This is a genomic window from Sphingobium sp. S6 (genome assembly GCF_905120495.1).
GTDB classification, from domain to species: Bacteria; Pseudomonadota; Alphaproteobacteria; order Sphingomonadales; family Sphingomonadaceae; genus Sphingobium; species Sphingobium agri.
Map to the genome: position 1 here is coordinate 954906 of NZ_CAJHOG010000001.1, position 15813 is coordinate 970718.

The 15813-nt window shown below is 62.8% G+C and carries 20 protein-coding genes; 11 read left to right on the top strand and 9 right to left on the bottom strand.

Annotated elements, in window-relative coordinates:
• Positions 1-2: 2 nt before the first annotated feature.
• Complete coding sequence (hemB, locus tag SPHS8_RS04870) at positions 3-998, bottom strand: porphobilinogen synthase (protein WP_201514463.1); 996 nt, start codon at positions 996-998, stop codon at positions 3-5.
• 73 nt (positions 999-1071) lie between these two features.
• Here hemB and gloA2 point away from each other — a divergent pair, with 73 nt between their 5' ends.
• Positions 1072-1455, top strand: coding sequence for an SMU1112c/YaeR family gloxylase I-like metalloprotein (gene gloA2, locus SPHS8_RS04875; protein ID WP_201514466.1), 384 nt, complete (start codon positions 1072-1074; stop codon positions 1453-1455).
• On the opposite strand, the gene SPHS8_RS04880 is transcribed toward gloA2, so the two are convergent.
• Both SPHS8_RS04880 and SPHS8_RS04885 read right to left on the bottom strand, forming a co-directional pair.
• Complete coding sequence (locus SPHS8_RS04880) at positions 1435-1926, bottom strand: 2'-5' RNA ligase family protein (RefSeq protein WP_201514873.1); 492 nt, start codon at positions 1924-1926, stop codon at positions 1435-1437. The genes gloA2 and SPHS8_RS04880 overlap by 21 nt on opposite strands.
• Positions 1927-1963: 37 nt before the next feature.
• On the bottom strand, positions 1964-2503 hold the full coding sequence (locus SPHS8_RS04885) for a peroxiredoxin (protein WP_201514468.1): 540 nt from the start codon (positions 2501-2503) through the stop codon (positions 1964-1966).
• A 95-nt stretch (positions 2504-2598) separates the two neighbouring features.
• Between SPHS8_RS04885 and SPHS8_RS04890 the strand changes: the two genes are divergently transcribed.
• Positions 2599-3018 carry a sugar transporter gene (locus SPHS8_RS04890; RefSeq protein ID WP_201514470.1) on the top strand — a complete coding sequence of 140 codons (420 nt, stop codon included), beginning with the start codon at positions 2599-2601 and terminating at the stop codon, positions 3016-3018.
• A 127-nt stretch (positions 3019-3145) separates the two neighbouring features.
• Here the strand turns inward: SPHS8_RS04890 and mltG are convergent, their stop codons facing one another.
• The 6 genes from mltG to fabD all read right to left on the bottom strand — a co-directional run bounded on the left by mltG (position 3146) and on the right by fabD (position 8126).
• On the bottom strand, positions 3146-4117 hold the full coding sequence (gene mltG / locus SPHS8_RS04895) for an endolytic transglycosylase MltG (protein WP_201514472.1): 972 nt from the start codon (positions 4115-4117) through the stop codon (positions 3146-3148).
• Between the two features lie 9 nt (positions 4118-4126).
• Positions 4127-5386 (bottom strand): beta-ketoacyl-ACP synthase II, encoded by a 1260-nt coding sequence (gene fabF, locus SPHS8_RS04900; RefSeq protein ID WP_097091865.1) that lies wholly within the window; start codon positions 5384-5386, stop codon positions 4127-4129.
• 176 nt (positions 5387-5562) lie between these two features.
• A complete protein-coding gene (locus SPHS8_RS04905; protein WP_006950224.1) occupies positions 5563-5796 on the bottom strand; it encodes an acyl carrier protein in 234 nt (77 codons plus the stop codon).
• Between the two features lie 194 nt (positions 5797-5990).
• Positions 5991-6731 (bottom strand): 3-oxoacyl-[acyl-carrier-protein] reductase, encoded by a 741-nt coding sequence (gene fabG, locus SPHS8_RS04910; RefSeq protein WP_097092821.1) that lies wholly within the window; start codon positions 6729-6731, stop codon positions 5991-5993.
• A gap of 1 nt (position 6732) precedes the next feature.
• Positions 6733-7158 (bottom strand): GxxExxY protein, encoded by a 426-nt coding sequence (locus SPHS8_RS04915; protein WP_201514473.1) that lies wholly within the window; start codon positions 7156-7158, stop codon positions 6733-6735.
• Positions 7159-7190: 32 nt separating this feature from the next.
• Positions 7191-8126: an ACP S-malonyltransferase gene (gene fabD / locus SPHS8_RS04920; RefSeq protein WP_201514874.1), complete on the bottom strand. Its 936-nt coding sequence runs from the start codon at positions 8124-8126 to the stop codon at positions 7191-7193.
• Positions 8127-8297: 171 nt separating this feature from the next.
• Here fabD and SPHS8_RS04925 point away from each other — a divergent pair, with 171 nt between their 5' ends.
• From SPHS8_RS04925 to rplI, 9 genes are all read left to right on the top strand, one after another.
• Positions 8298-9746, top strand: coding sequence for an efflux transporter outer membrane subunit (locus SPHS8_RS04925; protein ID WP_201514474.1), 1449 nt, complete (start codon positions 8298-8300; stop codon positions 9744-9746).
• The gene (locus SPHS8_RS04930) at positions 9739-11172 is read left to right on the top strand and encodes an efflux RND transporter periplasmic adaptor subunit (protein ID WP_201514476.1); all 1434 of its coding nucleotides are present in this window, start codon (positions 9739-9741) and stop codon (positions 11170-11172) included. The genes SPHS8_RS04925 and SPHS8_RS04930 overlap by 8 nt, the downstream gene beginning before the upstream one ends.
• Positions 11162-11875 (top strand): ABC transporter ATP-binding protein, encoded by a 714-nt coding sequence (locus tag SPHS8_RS04935; protein WP_097091868.1) that lies wholly within the window; start codon positions 11162-11164, stop codon positions 11873-11875. Before SPHS8_RS04930 ends, SPHS8_RS04935 begins: the two co-directional genes overlap by 11 nt.
• A 181-nt stretch (positions 11876-12056) precedes the next feature.
• The gene (locus tag SPHS8_RS04940) at positions 12057-13262 is read left to right on the top strand and encodes an ABC transporter permease (protein WP_097091869.1); all 1206 of its coding nucleotides are present in this window, start codon (positions 12057-12059) and stop codon (positions 13260-13262) included.
• Positions 13263-13379: 117 nt separating this feature from the next.
• On the top strand, positions 13380-13742 hold the full coding sequence (locus tag SPHS8_RS04945) for an RcnB family protein (protein WP_201514477.1): 363 nt from the start codon (positions 13380-13382) through the stop codon (positions 13740-13742).
• 138 nt (positions 13743-13880) lie between these two features.
• Entirely contained in the window at positions 13881-14282 is a 402-nt protein-coding gene (locus SPHS8_RS04950) for a BLUF domain-containing protein (RefSeq protein ID WP_236574969.1), read from the top strand.
• Between the two features lie 162 nt (positions 14283-14444).
• The gene (gene rpsF / locus SPHS8_RS04955) at positions 14445-14849 is read left to right on the top strand and encodes a 30S ribosomal protein S6 (protein WP_097091872.1); all 405 of its coding nucleotides are present in this window, start codon (positions 14445-14447) and stop codon (positions 14847-14849) included.
• Between the two features lie 13 nt (positions 14850-14862).
• Positions 14863-15087: a 30S ribosomal protein S18 gene (gene rpsR, locus SPHS8_RS04960; RefSeq protein WP_004212076.1), complete on the top strand. Its 225-nt coding sequence runs from the start codon at positions 14863-14865 to the stop codon at positions 15085-15087.
• 13 nt (positions 15088-15100) lie between these two features.
• Positions 15101-15697, top strand: a complete 597-nt coding sequence (gene rplI, locus SPHS8_RS04965) for a 50S ribosomal protein L9 (protein WP_201514480.1) — start codon at positions 15101-15103, stop codon at positions 15695-15697.
• Positions 15698-15813: the final 116 nt, after the last annotated feature.

Genomic DNA, 15813 nt, shown 5'->3' on the forward strand with positions numbered 1-15813 from the left:
CGTCAGGCTCCCAGCAGGCGCGCGGCGTGGAGTGCATGATAGGTGAGGACGCCCGAGCAACCGGCACGCTTGAACGCAAGCAGCGTTTCCAGCACCAGCGCGTCGCGATTCCCAACTCCCGCTGCGACGGCGGCTTCGATCATCGCATATTCGCCCGACACCTGATAGGCGAATACGGGGACCTCGAACCGGTCCTTCACCCGGGCGATGATGTCGAGATAGGGGAGACCCGGCTTCACCATGACGCTGTCCGCGCCCTCGGCCAAGTCGAGCGCGACCTCGCGCAGGGCTTCCTCGCTATTGGCGGGGTCCATCTGATAGCTTTTCTTGTCGCCCTTCAGCAGGCCGCTTGACCCTACCGCGTCGCGGAAGGGGCCGTAGAAGGCGCTCGCATATTTGGCGGCATAGGCCATGATCTGGACATTGGCGTGGCCCTCTTCCTCAAGCGCCTCGCGGATCGCGCCGACGCGGCCGTCCATCATGTCGCTGGGCGCGATGATGTCCGCGCCCGCCGCTGCCTGATTGAGGGACTGGCCGATCAGCACGTCGATGGTGGCGTCGTTGATGACATAGCCTTGCTCGTCGAGCAGGCCGTCCTGCCCATGGGCGGTATAGGGATCGAGCGCCACGTCGGTGAGGATGCCGATGTCCGGCACGGCGTCCTTGATCGCGCGGATGGCGCGGCACATGAGATTGTCGGGGTTGAGGGCCTCTTCCCCATCATCGCTGCGACGGTCGGCCTGAGTATTGGGGAAGAGGGCAAGGCAGGGAATGCCCGCATCGCGCGCTTCCCGGGCGCGGGCGACGATGCCGTCTACCGACCAGCGCGAGACGCCGGGAAGCGACGAGATCGGTTCCTCCTCCCCCTGCCCTTCGGTGACGAAGAGCGGCCAGATGAGGTCGCTCGGGTGCAGGCGATTTTCGGCGTGGAGCGCGCGGGTCCAGGCGGCGGCGCGGGTGCGGCGCAGACGGAGCGCCGGATAGGAAGCATGGGTCATGGACGGGGTTTAGGCCGCAGAGCCGAGGGGATCAAGGTTCCGGCGGCCGGTGCAACATGCTAGTGCACGCGCCATGCGAGGCATCCACCATATCGCCATCATCTGTTCCGACTATCAGAGATCGCGGCGCTTTTACACGGAGATTCTGGGCTTTCCTGCCGTGCGTGAAGTGTGGCGCGAAGACCGGCAATCGTGGAAATGCGACCTGGACGCGGAAAATGCGCAGATAGAGCTTTTCTCTTTTCCTGACCCTCCCCGCCGTCCGACGCGTCCAGAGGCATGCGGGCTGCGGCACCTGGCCTTTTGCGTGCAGGACCTGGACGGTGAAGTCGCGCGGCTCAAAGCGGCAGGGATCGAGTGCGAGCCTGTCAGGATCGATCCTTATACGGAACGGCGCTTTACCTTCTTCGCTGATCCCGATGCGCTGCCGTTGGAACTATATGAGGACGCGGGCTGACCGGAAGCTGGCCTTTTTGGCAAGGCTCCATTGACCGTCATCGCGATAATGCCACGCCGCAAGACCCGCTATTCGGAGCGGGCGGGGCCGAAACCCGGCCTTCAACTGATCGGCGAGGGCACGGGCGAGAGGTGGTTCAACCTTGTTCTGGACGGTGATGTGCAGGCGGGGGCGCGCTTGATCCTGTGGGGTGAGCAGCCCTCTAAAAGCATCGGCCAGTTCGTCGCGGATGGCGAGCAGGCCGTCACTGCGCACGTCGAAGGCGACGCCACGGCCCAGCAGCCTGATCCCGGTTATCAGGCCAAGCGGCGGTGGACCGGCGCATGAGGCTTTGAAGCGGTCGCTGAGTTCAGGCAGCAGCGACGGCGGCAGATGGTGGAAGAGCGAAATATGCGCCGGGACCTTGTTGCGTTCCGGCGGGAAATGGGCGCGGCGGAGGCCATCCGCCCAAGCGAAGTCCTCCGCCCCCATGAGCGCCGTCACGACGATCGGCGCGCCGCCTGCGGCATCAGGCAGCCGGATGTTCCTTCAGCCATTCCAGCACCGGTTCCGGGCTTGATTGGCCGTAGGGATCATCGTCCTCGCCAATATCGTTGATGCCGGGTTCTTCGAACCAGGCGACCACCTGACCATCATCGACGACCATGGCATAGCGCCAGCTGCGATCGCCAAAGCCGAGATGATCCTTCTTCACCAGCATGCCCATGCGCCGCGTGAAGTCACCCGAACCATCTGGCAGCAGCTTCACATTCTTGACGCCAAGATGCTTGCCCCATTGGTACATGACGAAAGCGTCATTGACCGAGATGCAGTAGACATCGTCCACTCCCAGTGCTTTGAAGTCATCATAGAAGCGTTCGAAGGCCGGGCATTGTTCGGTGGAACAGGTGGGCGTGAAAGCGCCGGGCAGCGAGAAGACGACCACGCGCTTCCCCTTGAACAGTTCGCCGGTCTGGATGTCCTGCCAGCGGAAAGGATTGGGGCCGCCGACGCTTTCATCGCGCACACGCGTTTTCAGCGTCACATCAGGTACGGAACGTCCGAGCATCTCTTCGTCTCCCGGTCAGCATGCTTTCCCACGGTCGGGTGCATCTATAAGGTCGCTCTGCCGCGTGGCAAAGATTTGAGAGAGGGGAAACTCCTATGGGCGCGTCGCGATCCTTCAAAATCATCGCAATCGGCCTGCTGATCTGGAATCTGATCGGCGTGGCGGCCTTTGCGATGCAATATGGAGCCGACCTGGCGCATCTGGCGAAAAGCGATCCTTATACGGCGCGCATCTTTGCAGAAATGCCGGGATGGGCCTGGGCTGCTTACGCGGTCGCAGTGGGTGCGGGGACGGTCGGCGCGCTGCTGTTGTTGCTGAGGAAGGCGGCGGCGGTGGCGTTGTTCGCGCTGTCGCTGGCCGCCGTCGTGGTGCAGTTCGGCTACAGCTTTTTGGGAACGGATTTATGGGCGGTCAAGGGCGCGGGCGCGGCGGTGTTTCCGGCGGTGATCATCGCCATTGCAGTGGGGCAGCTGCTCTATGCCGCGCGGTTGCGTGCCAAGGGCGTTTTGCGGTGAAGTGAGTGTAGTAGGCTTGATTTGCCGTCATGCGAGCGGAGGCTGGCATCCTTCTCGACTGCACTCAGCCTGGCGGACGAGATCTCAGCTTTCGCTGGGATGACGAGAGTTTCGGGTTGGGAGGGCCTTAGAGTTCTCCGCGCGCGCGGCGGATTTCGAACCATTTGCGGACATTCTCATTATGCTGCTGGAGCGTGTCGGCAAAGATATGGCCGCCCTTCCCGTCAGCGACGAAATAGAGCGCCTTCGTTTCGGCGGGATGCAGAACAGCGAGGATCGACAGTCTGCCAGGGTTGGCGATCGGGCCCTTGGGCAGGCCGGTCATGGCATAGGTGTTATAGTCGTTGACCGCAGCGATCTCCGACTTCTTGATGCGGCGGCCGAGCGGTTTGCCCTTGGTGATGGGGTAGATGATCGTCGGGTCGGCCTGAAGCATCATCCCGGCTTTCAGGCGGTTGCCATAGACCCCCGCGACCGTGGGCCGTTCAGCGGGCACGGCGGTTTCCTTTTCGACGATGCTGGCGAGGATGATGGCTTCTCTTGGCGACTTCGCCACGCTGTTGGGCGCGCGTTCGGCCCATAGCTTGGCGAGAGCGCGGGTCATGGCGTCCTGCATGCGCTTCAGCACAGCGGCGCGGCTTTCGCCTTTGTCGAATGCATAGCTGTCCGGCAGTACGCTGCCCTCGGCAGGGACTGGGACATCACCGGTCAACTCTTCATTCGCCATCAGCCGTTCGTGGACCATGATGGAAGGCATGCCTTCGGGTATGGTCACCAGCCGGGTCAGCGTCTTTCCGCCCTGAAGGATCGAGAAAATGTCGGCGTTGCTCGCGCCTTTGGGAATCAGGAACTCGCCCGCCTTGATCGACTTTCCACGCCCGAAAACCTTGGTGCGGGTGAGGAATGCGTCTGCGGAACGCACCGCGCCCGCCTGTTTCAGGAGGACGGCGGCATCGGCAACGGTGGCGCCATCTGGCACGACGACGCTTACGTCGCGTGGTGCAGGCCCCGCTTCGGTCCAGCCATAGACGAAGCGAAACGCCACGAAGGCGGCGACGGCCAGGCCGATCGCTAGGATAACCAGCCCGAACCGCCGCATGGCCTGTCCTCAGATCGCCTTCATGATGAGCGAGGCGTTGGTGCCGCCGAAGCCGAAGCTGTTGTTGAGGACGGCACGCACCTTCCGCTCCTTCGCCACATGCGGGACGAGATCGACGCCCGCACAGCTTTCGCTCGGTTCGTCGAGGTTGAGCGTCGGCGGCACGATCTGGTCACGGATGGCGAGGATGCAGAAGATGCTTTCCACAGCGCCCGCGCCGCCCAACAAGTGGCCGATGGCGGACTTGGTGCTGCTCATCGACATGGTCGAGATATTGTCGCCGAACAGCCGCTTGACCGCGCCCAGCTCCAGCTCGTCGCCGAGCGGGGTCGAGGTGCCATGCGCGTTCACATAGTCGATGTCAGCAAGGCTGAGGCCCGACTTCTTGAGCGCCATTTCCATCGAACGGTATCCGCCATTGCCCTCCGGATGGGGCGCGGTGACGTGGTAAGCGTCGCCCGAGAGGCCGTAGCCGATGACCTCTGCATAGATATGCGCGCCGCGCTTCTTGGCATGCTCATATTCTTCGAGCACGACCACGCCTGCGCCTTCGCCCATGACGAAACCGTCACGGTTGACGTCATAGGGGCGGCTCGCCTTTTCCGGCGTGTCGTTGAAGGCGGTCGAAAGAGCGCGCGCCTGGGCAAAACCGGCGATGCCGATCGGGCAGATCGCGCTTTCCGCGCCGCCCGCCAGCATGACGTCGGCGTCATCCATCGCGATCATGCGCGCGGCGTCTCCGATCGAGTGCGCGCCGGTCGAGCAGGCGGTGACGACGGCGTGGTTCGGACCCATGAGGCCGTATTTGATCGAAACCTGACCCGAAATTAGGTTGATGAGGCGTCCATGGACGAAATGGGGCGACACGCGGCCGGGGCCTTTGTTCGCCAGCACCAGCGATTCGCTTTCAATGCCTGGCAGGCCGCCGATGCCCGAACCGATGGAGCAACCGGCGCGCAGACGCTCTTCCTCGCTCATATTGTCGAGGCCCGCGTCGCGCAGCGCCTGACTGGCGGCGGAAATGCCGTAGACGATGAAAGGATCGACCTGACGCTGAATCTTGTGATCGACGTCCAGGTTCGGATCATAGCCATATTCGTGATCGGCGGGCTTCACTTCGCAGGCGATGCGGCACTTATATTCGCTGGCGTCGAAGCGCGCGATCGTCGCCGCGCCGGACTTCGACGCGAGGATGTTCTTCCAGGTGGTTTCGACATCCCCGCCAAGCGGGCTCACCATGCCGAGGCCGGTTACGACTACGCGACGCATATATCTGCTCCGAAAATCTTCATAGGTTTGGGCCGCTCCTTAGCTGCTTCGAGAGCGCTTGTGAACGGTAGGCCAGATACGAAAAGGCTCCCCAAGACCGGATTCGCCGGACAGGAGGAGCCATTTCCTTCAAAAAACGTCAGGCAGCCAACCCCCCGGTCAGCCGCGCGACATTCTTACTGCTTGCTGTCGATATAATCGATCGCGTCCTTGACGGTGCCGATCTTCTCAGCCGCGTCGTCGGGAATTTCCACGCCGAATTCTTCTTCGAACGCCATCACCAGCTCAACGATGTCGAGGCTGTCTGCGCCCAGATCATCGATGAAGCTTGCATCCTCGGTCACCTTTTCGGCTTCGACGCCCAGATGTTCGACGACGATTTTCTTAACGCGATCCGCGGTCTCACTCATGAGTGGTCCTTTTTTACTGGGTATCGTTGAGGTTGTGAATATTTGTTAAGGCATGCCCTAGAGGCAAGGCCCGGCAGAGGCAAGAGGCAAGAAAAGATCGAAACGCATGATTTACGCCCTTCCTTGCGCCTGAATGGTACAAGACCGTCCAATTGCGACGGATGAGCGTCCGCTTCCAGGCCCCCTTGCAAGGTTCAGATCATCGCCATGCCGCCATTGACATGCAGCGTCTGGCCGGTGACGTACCCCGCCTCGCGGCTGGCGAGATAGACGACGGCGGCGCCGATATCTTCGCCGTTGCCGAGGTCGCCTGCGGGGATCTTCTGCAGGATGGCGCCCTTCTGCGCGTCATTGAGCGCGTCCGTCATAGCCGAACGGATGAAGCCGGGCGCGACGCAGTTGACGGTGATGCCCCGGCTCGCCAGTTCCTGGCCAAGAGACTTGGACATGCCGATAATGCCTGCCTTCGACGCAGCATAATTGGCTTGCCCCGGATTGCCGGTGACGCCGACGACTGACGTGATCGAGATGATGCGGCCGAAGCGTGCCTTCATCATCGGCTTGGCGGCGGCGCGGGCAAGCCGGAATGCCGCTTCCAGATTGACCGAGATGACATCGGACCATTCGTCATCCTTCATCCGCATGATGAGGTTGTCGCGGGTGATGCCCGCATTGTTGACGAGAATGTCGATCTTGCCGCCCAGCGCTTCCACCGCCTGCGCTACGAGGCCGTCCACTGCCGCGGGATCGGACAGGTTGCAGACCAGTGTCTTATGATCCCCGCCCAGCTCCGCCGCGAAAGCCTTAAGCTTTTCCTCATTGCTGCCGGAAAGCGCGAGCGTCGCGCCCTGAGCCGCCAGCGACCGGGCGATCGCGGACCCGATGCCACCCGAAGCGCCCGTCACCAGCGCGGTCATGCCTGTCAGATCGAACATGTCATTCTCCATTTTGGTTCACGCGGAGGCGCGGAGACGCGGAGGGGCGATAGTCATTGACTACACGCTTCACTCCCTCCTTTAGCGTGGCGCCGCCAAAATTGATAAGCAGCCCGACAGGCTGCCGCGTCAGACGCAGATAAGTTAGCAACTGCTTGCCATGGGCGGGGCTCAACCGTTCCGTTGATTTAATTTCCACCAGCAAACGCCCACCGACGAGCAGATCGATCCGGAACGCCGCTTCGAATTTCAAACCGTCATATTCAATGTCGATCGCACGCTGCCGTTCGACCTGATACCCAATTGCGGCCAGTTTAGCCGCCATGATCATTTCATAGACACTTTCGAGCAGGCCTGGTCCAAGTTCGCGATGCACCCGCAGCGCGATGTCCAGGACATCGCCACTGATGCTATCGATCTCAATCAAGGCCACTCCGCGTCTCCGCGCCTCCGCGTGATTCAAAAACCAGCGAGCGCGGCTTCGATGTCGTCCATGGTGACGACGCTGCGCACGGTGGCGTCGGGGGCGATGCGCTTGACCATCGGGCCGAGGACCTTGCCGCCCAGTTCGACGAAATCGGTGACGCCTGCTTCCCACATGGCGGCGACGGATTCGCGCCAGCGGACGCGGCCGGTCACCTGTTCGACCAGGCGGCGCTTGATCTCTTCGGGATCTGCGATGGGAGCAGCGAGGACATTGGCATAGACCGGAAGCAGCGGCGTATTGATCGCTGCCTTGGCCAGCGCCTCTTCCATCGCTTCGGCGGCCGGCTGCATCAGTGGGCAGTGGAACGGGGCGGAGACGGGCAGCAGCACGCCGCGCTTGATGCCATGGTCCTTTACCAAAGCGACTGCGCGCTCGATCGCGCCGCGATGTCCGGAAATCACCACCTGGGTCGGATCATTATCGTTCGCGACGGTGCAAACTTGACCTTCCGCGGCTGCATCGGCCAAGGCTTGCGCCTTTTCGATGTCGGCGCCGAGCAAGGCCGCCATCGCACCCTCCCCCACGGGAACCGCAGCCTGCATTGCCTGGCCGCGTAGCTTGAGGAGGCGCGCGGTCGTGCCGATGTCGAACGCTTCGACGGCACACAGCGCGCTATATTCGCCAAGGCTGTGGCCAGCCACGAAATCGCCCTTTTCCGCCAGCGAGAAGCCGCCTTCCTTCTGCATCACGCGCAGCGTCGCCAAGGCATTTGCCATGATCGCGGGCTGCGCGTTTTCCGTGAGGGTGAGGTCGCTTTCCGGACCTTCCACCATGATGCGGAACAAATGTTGCGACAGGGCGTCATCGACCTCCTGAAACAGTTCCTTCGCCGCCGGGCTCGCTTCGGCCAACGCCTTGCCCATGCCAACCGACTGGCTACCCTGCCCCGGAAACAGAAATGCCCTCATCATTCACCTTCTGACGCAAGGACGCCCACAAAAGCGCCGTTTTTCAACATCGTTACACTTTGAGACACAAATGCCGTTGAGACATCCGGTCCCTTTCGGCAGTTTCCCCGACCGGACCGCCTCAACCCCCAAGGTGGCGTCCCTTTAACGACGACGGAGTGCAAGGAAAAGGTGCGATATCGCATTGGCTGGATCAGCGGGACGGCGTTGACGCTCTCGGCTTGCGCGGCGGGGCCTGACTATCGGGCGCCGCAACCGGCTGCATTGGGGGTGCCGGGCAGCTATTATACGGCAACGTCGAGTGGCGCGTTGAGCGAGGCGGAGCTTGCGCGTTGGTGGACGCGCCTCAACGATCCAGCGCTTACAGGACTGATCGACCAGGCGGTGGCCAGCAATCTAGACATCGTGCAGGCGCAGGCGCGACTGCGGCAGGCGCGGGAGTCGCTGGTGCAGGCGCGGGCGGCGTTCCTGCCACAGGTCAATGCGTCGGGTTCGGGCGGGCGCAACTATTCCAATCGGGGCGGCGGCACGCGCGTCATCGACGGCAATGTCGTGTCCACCGGATCGGACAGCTGGAGCAGCAGCTATTCGCTGGGCGCCAATGCAAGCTGGCAGATCGACCTTTTCGGCGAACTTTCCCGATCCGCCGAGGCGGCGCGCGCGGACCTGGCCGCATCCGGCTATGACCTTGCCAATGTGCGCATGACCATCATCGCCGAGCTGGTCACCAACTATGTTCAGGCCCGGCAGGCGCAGGAGCAGTTGCGCATCGCCCGCGAAACACAGGCGATCCAGCAGGATAATTACAATATCGCCAACTGGCGGCTTCAGGCGGGGCTGGTTTCATCGCTCGACGAGCAGCAGGCGCGTGCCCAGTTGGCCCAGACGAATGCGGCAATCCCGCAGTTAGAGGCGAGCCTGCGCGGCAGCCTGAACCGCATTGCCGTGCTGACCGGGCAAGCGCCGGGCGAAGCCACCCGCGCGCTGGAGGCCCCTGCTCCGATACCGGCCGCTTCGACGACGATCGCTGCCGGGATTCCCGCCGACACTCTGCGTCAGCGGCCCGACGTACGGGCGGCGGAGCGGGCTCTGGCTGCGGCAACGGCGCGGATTGGCGTTGCGCAGGCTCAGCTTTACCCTTCGCTCGGGATCAGCGGCAATATCGGCACCAACGCCACCAGCATCAAAAGCCTGTTCGACATTATTACAGGCGGCGTCTTCGCCAATGTCGCGCAGGTCATCTTCGATGGCGGACGGCTCGCGTCGCAGGTGCGATCGCAAAGGGCGGCGACGGATGCCGCCTTTGCCGCATACAAGCAGAGCGTGCTGACCGCGCTGGAAGATGTGGAAAATGCGATGGCGTCCCTGAACAGCGCCCGCCAGCGCAAGGCCGAGTTCGCCACCGCCTTCGATGCGTCTAACAATGCCGCCCTGCTGGCGCGCAGCCAGTATCAGTCGGGGCTCATAGATTTCCAGACGCTTTCCAACACCGAAACCACGCTGTTGAACGCGCGCAACAGCCTTGCCTCCGCGCAAGCCGATGAGGTCCTCGCCATCGCCCAGCTCTACAATGCGCTGGGTGGCGGCTGGCAGAACATGGACAACCGCCCCAATGAGTGAAGATGTGAGCACGGATAAGGACCTGGACGAATTTCTCGGCGCGCGCCCTGAACGCCCGTGGCGCAAATGGGTGGTGCGGGGCGCCATCGGGCTGGCGCTGCTGATCCTGATCCTGCTGCTCGCGCGTTGTTTTTCTGGCGAGGACAAGCCGAACTTCGCCACGCGTGAGGTGCGGCGCGGCGACCTGACGGTGACGGTATCGGCAACCGGCAATCTGAAACCGATCAATCAGGTGGATGTGGGGTCCGAGCAGTCGGGCAAGATCACGCGCGTCTATGTCGATGTGAACGATCGCGTGACGAAAGGGCAGCGGCTGGCGGAACTCGACACGCGGCGCTTGGTGGATTCGGTGACGCAGAACCGGGCGCAGGTAGCGGCCTCTCAGGCCAGCGTCACACAGGCGCAGGCGCAAGTTGCGCTGGCCAAGGCGACGCTCGACCGGCAACTGAACGTCTTCCGTCTGTCGGGCGGCCGCGTCCCTGCCAAGACGGAGCTGGACGCGGCCCGTGCCGATTATCAGTCCGCGGTTGGCAATTTGCGGGCGCAGCAGGCGCAGGTCAGCGTGTCGCGGGCTCAGCTTGCGACGGCGCAGACCAACCTGTCGATTGCTCAGATCGTGTCGCCGGTGACCGGCGTCGTCCTTTCGCGCGATATCGAGCCCGGGCAGACGGTGGCGGCTTCCTTCAATGCCCCGGTACTGTTCACCATCGCCGAAGACCTGACCAAGATGGAGGTGGAGGTCGCGGTGGACGAGGCCGATGTCGGCCAGGTGAAGGAAGGCCAAGCGGCGACTTTCGCTGTCGATGCCTTTCCGGGCCGCAGCTTCCCCGCTCGGGTGACGCGGGTCAATGTCGGCTCCAATGCTTCGAGCAGTTCCTCCTCATCCTCCTCTTCGGGCAGCAGCACGGCCGCCAGCACCACTGGAACCGTGGTGGCGTACACGGCGGTGCTTGCCGTCGATAACAAGGGGGAGACGCTGCGCCCCGGCATGACCGCGACCGCCGATATCGTGACGCAGCAGCTGAGCAACGTCCTGCTGGTGCCTAACGCGGCGCTCCGGTTCAAGCCGAACACAGGCGCTGGTCAGGGCGGTGGCATCACCAGCCAGATCGTGCCCGGCCCTCGCCGCTTCCGCCGTGGCGGCGCCAACCGGCAGGTCAGCTTCGGCATCGGCAGCAGCCAGACCGTCTATGTCGTGGGCGAAGACGGCAACCCCAAGCCTTTGCAGGTGACCGTCGGCGCCAGTGACGGCGCGCGCACGGCGATCACGGGCGGCGCGTTGAAGCCCGGCATGCGGGTCATCACGGGCCAACTGGCAGCCGGGCAGGAACAGCCTGCCGAGGACAGCACAAATGGCGGGGGTCAGCGGCGCGACCGCTCCGGCGGCGGTGAGCCGCGCGGCACCGGGCGGCAGAATGGAACCTGACGCAGTGGCTGATCCGATCATTTCCCTGCGCGGCGTGACCAAGATCTATGGTTCGGGCGCTACCGCCTTTCAGGCGCTGAAGGGCATCGACCTCGACATCGAGGAAGGGGATTTCGTCGCGGTCATGGGGCCTTCGGGGTCGGGCAAGTCGACGACGATGAACATCCTTGGTTGCCTTGATGTACCGAGCGGCGGCGAGTTCCTGTTCAAGGGGCGCCATGTCGAAAGGCTGGATCGTGATCAGCGGGCCCTGCTTCGCCGCCGCTATCTTGGCTTCGTGTTTCAGGGCTTCAACCTCTTGTCCCGAACAAGCGCGCTGGAGAATGTGGAACTGCCGCTGCTCTATCGGGGCGAGGACAAGAAGAGCCGTTATGATGCGGGGATGGCGGCGCTCGACAAGGTGGGGCTCAAGCAATGGTGGGACCATACGCCTGCTGAATTGTCCGGCGGGCAGCAGCAGCGCGTCGCCATCGCGCGGGCGATCGTGACGCAGCCTGCCGTGCTGCTGGCCGACGAACCGACCGGCAATCTCGATTCGGAACGGTCGGTGGAGATCATGGAGTTGCTGACCGATCTCAACAAGAACAGCGGCATCACCGTGCTGATGGTGACGCATGAGCCCGACATGGCCGCCTATGCGCGGACGGTGGTGCACTTCAAGGATGGGCTGGTGGAACGGATCGACGCGGGGGCGGAGGCGTGAGAGGGGCCTCTTTCAAACCTTCGCCCCTCCGGGGAGAAGGATACGCAGCCTTGGCGACGAAGGCGCCTAGGCGGAGTTGGATGAGGGGGTGTTGCGCATCCCCTCCCCCTCTCCAAGTCCGCCTAGCTGCTGAAGCAGCAAGGCTGCCTATCCTCTCCCCTGAAGGGGCGAGGAGACTGGGATGCTAGGCACCACTGTCATCCTCGCGTTCCGGGCGATCAACCGGCACAAGCTGCGCAGCTTCCTCACCACGCTGGGCATCATCATCGGCGTGGCGGCGGTGGTCACCATGGTGACGCTGGGCAATGGAGCGACGGCGGCCGTGCGCGAGCAGATCAGCTCGTTGGGCGCCAATGTGCTGCAGCTGCGGCCGGGCCAAGGCTTTGGCCGGGGCGGCGGCGGGCCAAGGCCGCCCGACTTCAAGCCAGCGGATGTGACGGCCATCGAGAACCAACTGACGGGCGTGCGCGCCGTCGCGCCGCTGGTCCAGTCGAGCGGGACGGCCATCTATGAGGGCAGTAACTGGTCGACGACCGTCTATGGCACGACCGCTGCCTATTTTGAGGTGCAAAGCTGGAAGGCAGATGCCGGCCGCCTCTTCATGCCGGAGGAGGAAGAGGCCGGAAAAGCCGTCTGCATCATCGGCAATACGGTGCGCACGAACCTCTTCCAGGGAGCTGATCCGACTGGCAAGCGACTGCGCATCAAAGGTGTTTCCTGTCAGGTGATCGGCGCACTCGCGACGCGCGGCCAAGGCGGCTTTGGCGATCAGGATGACGTCGTCGTCATGCCGATCAAGTTCGTGCAACGCCGCTTCACCGGGGATCGCGACATAAGCCAGATCATGGTCGCGGTGGACGATGCATATGACACCTCGACGGTGCAGGCGAGCCTGGAAGAATTGATGCGCGAGCGGCGCAAGGTAAAGCCGGGGGCGGACGATAATTTCAACGTCTTCGATACGAAGCAGATCAGCGACACGCTGACCGGGACGACCACCATCCTGACGCAGATCGTGGCGGCGGTCGCGGCCATTTCTCTGCTGGTGGGCGGGATCGGCATCATGAACATCATGCTTGTGTCGGTGACGGAGCGTACCCGCGAGATCGGCATCCGCCTTGCCATCGGGGCGGTCGCGCGTGAGGTGCTGATGCAATTCCTGGTCGAGGCGATCGTTTTGTCCTGTCTGGGCGGGCTGATCGGGCTGGTCCTGGCGTTGATTGCGTCGGTAGCGATAGCGCCGTTGATGCAGGTGCCCTTCATCTTCGACGTGAAGGTGAACATGATCGCCTTCCTCTTTTCCGCGGCGATCGGGGTGGTGTTCGGCTATTTCCCGGCGCGGCGGGCGGCAGCGCTCAATCCCATCGACGCGCTGCGGCACGAATAGAGGCTATTACAATTTCGGACAGTTGACCCGTCTTATCGGCACAAGCTTGCGACAAGTCCGCCCTAAATCTGTCTTCAACGCCGAAGCAAAGGCGCGACAGATAAAGGAGCAAGTGAGATGATCAAGAAACTGCTGATGAGCCTGGCCGCAACGACGATGGTCGCAAGCCCGATGGTCGCCGCGCAGGCGCAGGCCGCCCCGCATCGCGAAGTCACCCGCGTCGTGCATCAGGGCCCGCATGGCCGCACCGTGGTCAAGCAGAAGACGGTCGTGCGCAAGAACGACTATCGCCGCTGGGGCAAGGGTCAGCGCTTCGACCGCCGCTATGCCCGCGATTATCGCGTGATCAACAATTATCGCGACTATCGCCTGAACGCCCCGCCGCGCGGCTATCACTGGGTGCGCTCGGGAAATGACGCGGTGCTGGTCGCGATAACAAGCGGGATCATCGGCGCGGTGATCGGCAGCGTGATACGCTAATATCCCACTTCTTGCAGAACAGAATTGCCCCGGCGGAGCATCGCTCTTCCGGGGCTTTCCATGATCCATGTCAAATACGATATATAAAGTGTTGGACGTTAAAATGGCTGGTTGGGGGTCAGTCATCCAGGAAGCACCATGTCCTTGTACCAGATCATGTATATCAGCAGCGCGACGGGCGACGTTTCGTACAGCCAGTGCGCAACGATCGCGCAGACCGCAGCGCAGAAGAACAGCAGCGAGGACGTCACTGGCCTGCTGCTCTACAATGGCAAGCGTTTCCTCCAGGTCCTCGAAGGACCCAGGGAAAATGTCGAGCGGGTCTATGAGCGGATAGGTCGGGACGGCAGGCACCGCGCGTTGGTCATGCTGCGCAAGCAGGAAATCGACGCCCGCGAGTTCGGCAATTGGGGCATGGCCTATGATGATCCGGCACGGCCATCATCGAATCTGAAGAGCAAGGTGGCAGCCCTGCTGGAACAGGCGGGACCTTCCACGCGGGCGCACTTTATCGGCACGGCCGAGATGCACCGCAACTGAAGAAGTCTTCCTTGCCAAGCTGGCGCATTTCCGCCATAGGCGCCGCTTCGCGTGGGCCGGGGTGACTCGGCGGCCGCGCGGATGAATGCTTGAGACGACAGCCGGAGGGGCGTTCCACATGGGGTGGACGTCAGCGATCGGCCAACAGATGAGGCAATACCCATGGCTCTTTACGAGCATGTGTTCCTTGCGCGCCAGGACCTGGCACAGGCGCAGGTGGACGCGCTGGCGGAAACCGCCACCAAGATCGTCGAGGATAATGCTGGCAAGGTGACCAAGGTGGAAACCTGGGGCCTGCGCAGCCTCGCCTACAAGATCGCCAAGAACCGCAAGGCTCACTATGTGATGCTGAACATCGACGCCCCTGCTGGTGTCGTCGCGGAACTGGAGCGCCAGACGCAGATCAACGAAGACATCATCCGCTACATGACCGTCAAGGTTGACGAGCTGGAAACCGGCCCGTCGGTGATGATGCGCAAGCAGGAACGCGCCGAGCGTGGTCCGCGCGGTGATCGTGGCGACCGTGGCCCGCGCCGCGAGCGCGAAGAAGCCCCGGCTGGCGAATAAGGAGATCTGAACAATGGCACGCCCGTTTTTCCGCCGCCGCAAGAGCTGCCCCTTCGCCGCCAAGGATGCGCCGAAGATCGATTACAAGGACGTCCGTCTGCTGCAGGGCTTCGTGTCCGAACGCGGCAAGATCGTCCCCAGCCGCATCACGGCTGTGTCCGCCAAGAAGCAGCGTGAGCTGGCCCAGGCCATCAAGCGCGCCCGTCACCTGGGCCTGCTGCCCTACATCGTGAAGTAAGGGAGAAAGACCCATGGAAATCATTCTCCTTGAGCGCATCGAAAAGCTGGGCGCCATCGGTGACGTCGTCACCGTGAAGGACGGTTACGCCCGTAACTTCCTGCTGCCCAACAAGAAGGCGCTGCGTTCGAACGCCGCCAACAAGAAGGTCTTCGAGGCCAACCGCGCGAAGATCGAGGCCGACAACGCCGCCCGCCGTGGCGACGCTGAAAAGTCTGCCGAAGGCGTCAACGGCAAGCAGATCGTCCTGATCCGCCAGTCGTCCAACGCCGGCCACCTTTATGGTTCGGTCGCCGTCCGTGACGTCGTCGAAGCGCTGCAGGCCGAAGGCATCACCAACGTCACCAAGGCGATGGTCGTGCTGGAACGCCCGATCAAGACGCTCGGCCTGTTCGACGTCAAGGTTGCGCTGCACCCCGAAGTCGCTGTCACCATCCAGGTGAACGTCGCCCGTTCGCCTGAAGAGGCCGAACTGCAGGCGCAAGGCGTGGACGTGATGGCCGACCTGTTCGAAAAGGACGAGAGCGGCTTCACCGAAGATTATGATCCGAACGCTGAACCCGGCGAAATCGCCGCTGAAGCAGAAGAAGCTCCGGCTGAAGAAGCCTGAGTTTCCGCTCCGGACAAAACAAGAAAGCCGCCCCTCACCGGGCGGCTTTTTGTTGGCGTAGTTATGATTGCTGGCACCTTGGTTTGGCATGAACTACTTGCCCTCATCTACATCCA

What these genes read in the sequence shown, in the direction of transcription:
- fabF (WP_097091865.1), bottom strand. Translation starts at nt 5,386, where the DNA reads ATGCGTCGCGTAGTCGTAACCGGCCTCGGCATGGTGAGCCCGCTTGGC.
- SPHS8_RS04945 (WP_201514477.1), top strand. Translation starts at nt 13,380, where the DNA reads ATGATCAAGAAACTGCTGATGAGCCTGGCCGCAACGACGATGGTCGCA.
- SPHS8_RS04905 (WP_006950224.1), bottom strand. Translation starts at nt 5,796, where the DNA reads ATGAGTGAGACCGCGGATCGCGTTAAGAAAATCGTCGTCGAACATCTG.
- rpsF (WP_097091872.1), top strand. Translation starts at nt 14,445, where the DNA reads ATGGCTCTTTACGAGCATGTGTTCCTTGCGCGCCAGGACCTGGCACAG.
- SPHS8_RS04935 (WP_097091868.1), top strand. Translation starts at nt 11,162, where the DNA reads ATGGAACCTGACGCAGTGGCTGATCCGATCATTTCCCTGCGCGGCGTG.
- fabG (WP_097092821.1), bottom strand. Translation starts at nt 6,731, where the DNA reads ATGTTCGATCTGACAGGCATGACCGCGCTGGTGACGGGCGCTTCGGGT.
- mltG (WP_201514472.1), bottom strand. Translation starts at nt 4,117, where the DNA reads ATGCGGCGGTTCGGGCTGGTTATCCTAGCGATCGGCCTGGCCGTCGCC.
- rpsR (WP_004212076.1), top strand. Translation starts at nt 14,863, where the DNA reads ATGGCACGCCCGTTTTTCCGCCGCCGCAAGAGCTGCCCCTTCGCCGCC.
- rplI (WP_201514480.1), top strand. Translation starts at nt 15,101, where the DNA reads ATGGAAATCATTCTCCTTGAGCGCATCGAAAAGCTGGGCGCCATCGGT.
- fabD (WP_201514874.1), bottom strand. Translation starts at nt 8,126, where the DNA reads ATGAGGGCATTTCTGTTTCCGGGGCAGGGTAGCCAGTCGGTTGGCATG.
- SPHS8_RS04930 (WP_201514476.1), top strand. Translation starts at nt 9,739, where the DNA reads ATGAGTGAAGATGTGAGCACGGATAAGGACCTGGACGAATTTCTCGGC.
- SPHS8_RS04885 (WP_201514468.1), bottom strand. Translation starts at nt 2,503, where the DNA reads ATGCTCGGACGTTCCGTACCTGATGTGACGCTGAAAACGCGTGTGCGC.
- gloA2 (WP_201514466.1), top strand. Translation starts at nt 1,072, where the DNA reads ATGCGAGGCATCCACCATATCGCCATCATCTGTTCCGACTATCAGAGA.
- SPHS8_RS04890 (WP_201514470.1), top strand. Translation starts at nt 2,599, where the DNA reads ATGGGCGCGTCGCGATCCTTCAAAATCATCGCAATCGGCCTGCTGATC.
- hemB (WP_201514463.1), bottom strand. Translation starts at nt 998, where the DNA reads ATGACCCATGCTTCCTATCCGGCGCTCCGTCTGCGCCGCACCCGCGCC.
- SPHS8_RS04880 (WP_201514873.1), bottom strand. Translation starts at nt 1,926, where the DNA reads ATGGGGGCGGAGGACTTCGCTTGGGCGGATGGCCTCCGCCGCGCCCAT.
- SPHS8_RS04940 (WP_097091869.1), top strand. Translation starts at nt 12,057, where the DNA reads ATGCTAGGCACCACTGTCATCCTCGCGTTCCGGGCGATCAACCGGCAC.
- SPHS8_RS04950 (WP_236574969.1), top strand. Translation starts at nt 13,881, where the DNA reads ATGTCCTTGTACCAGATCATGTATATCAGCAGCGCGACGGGCGACGTT.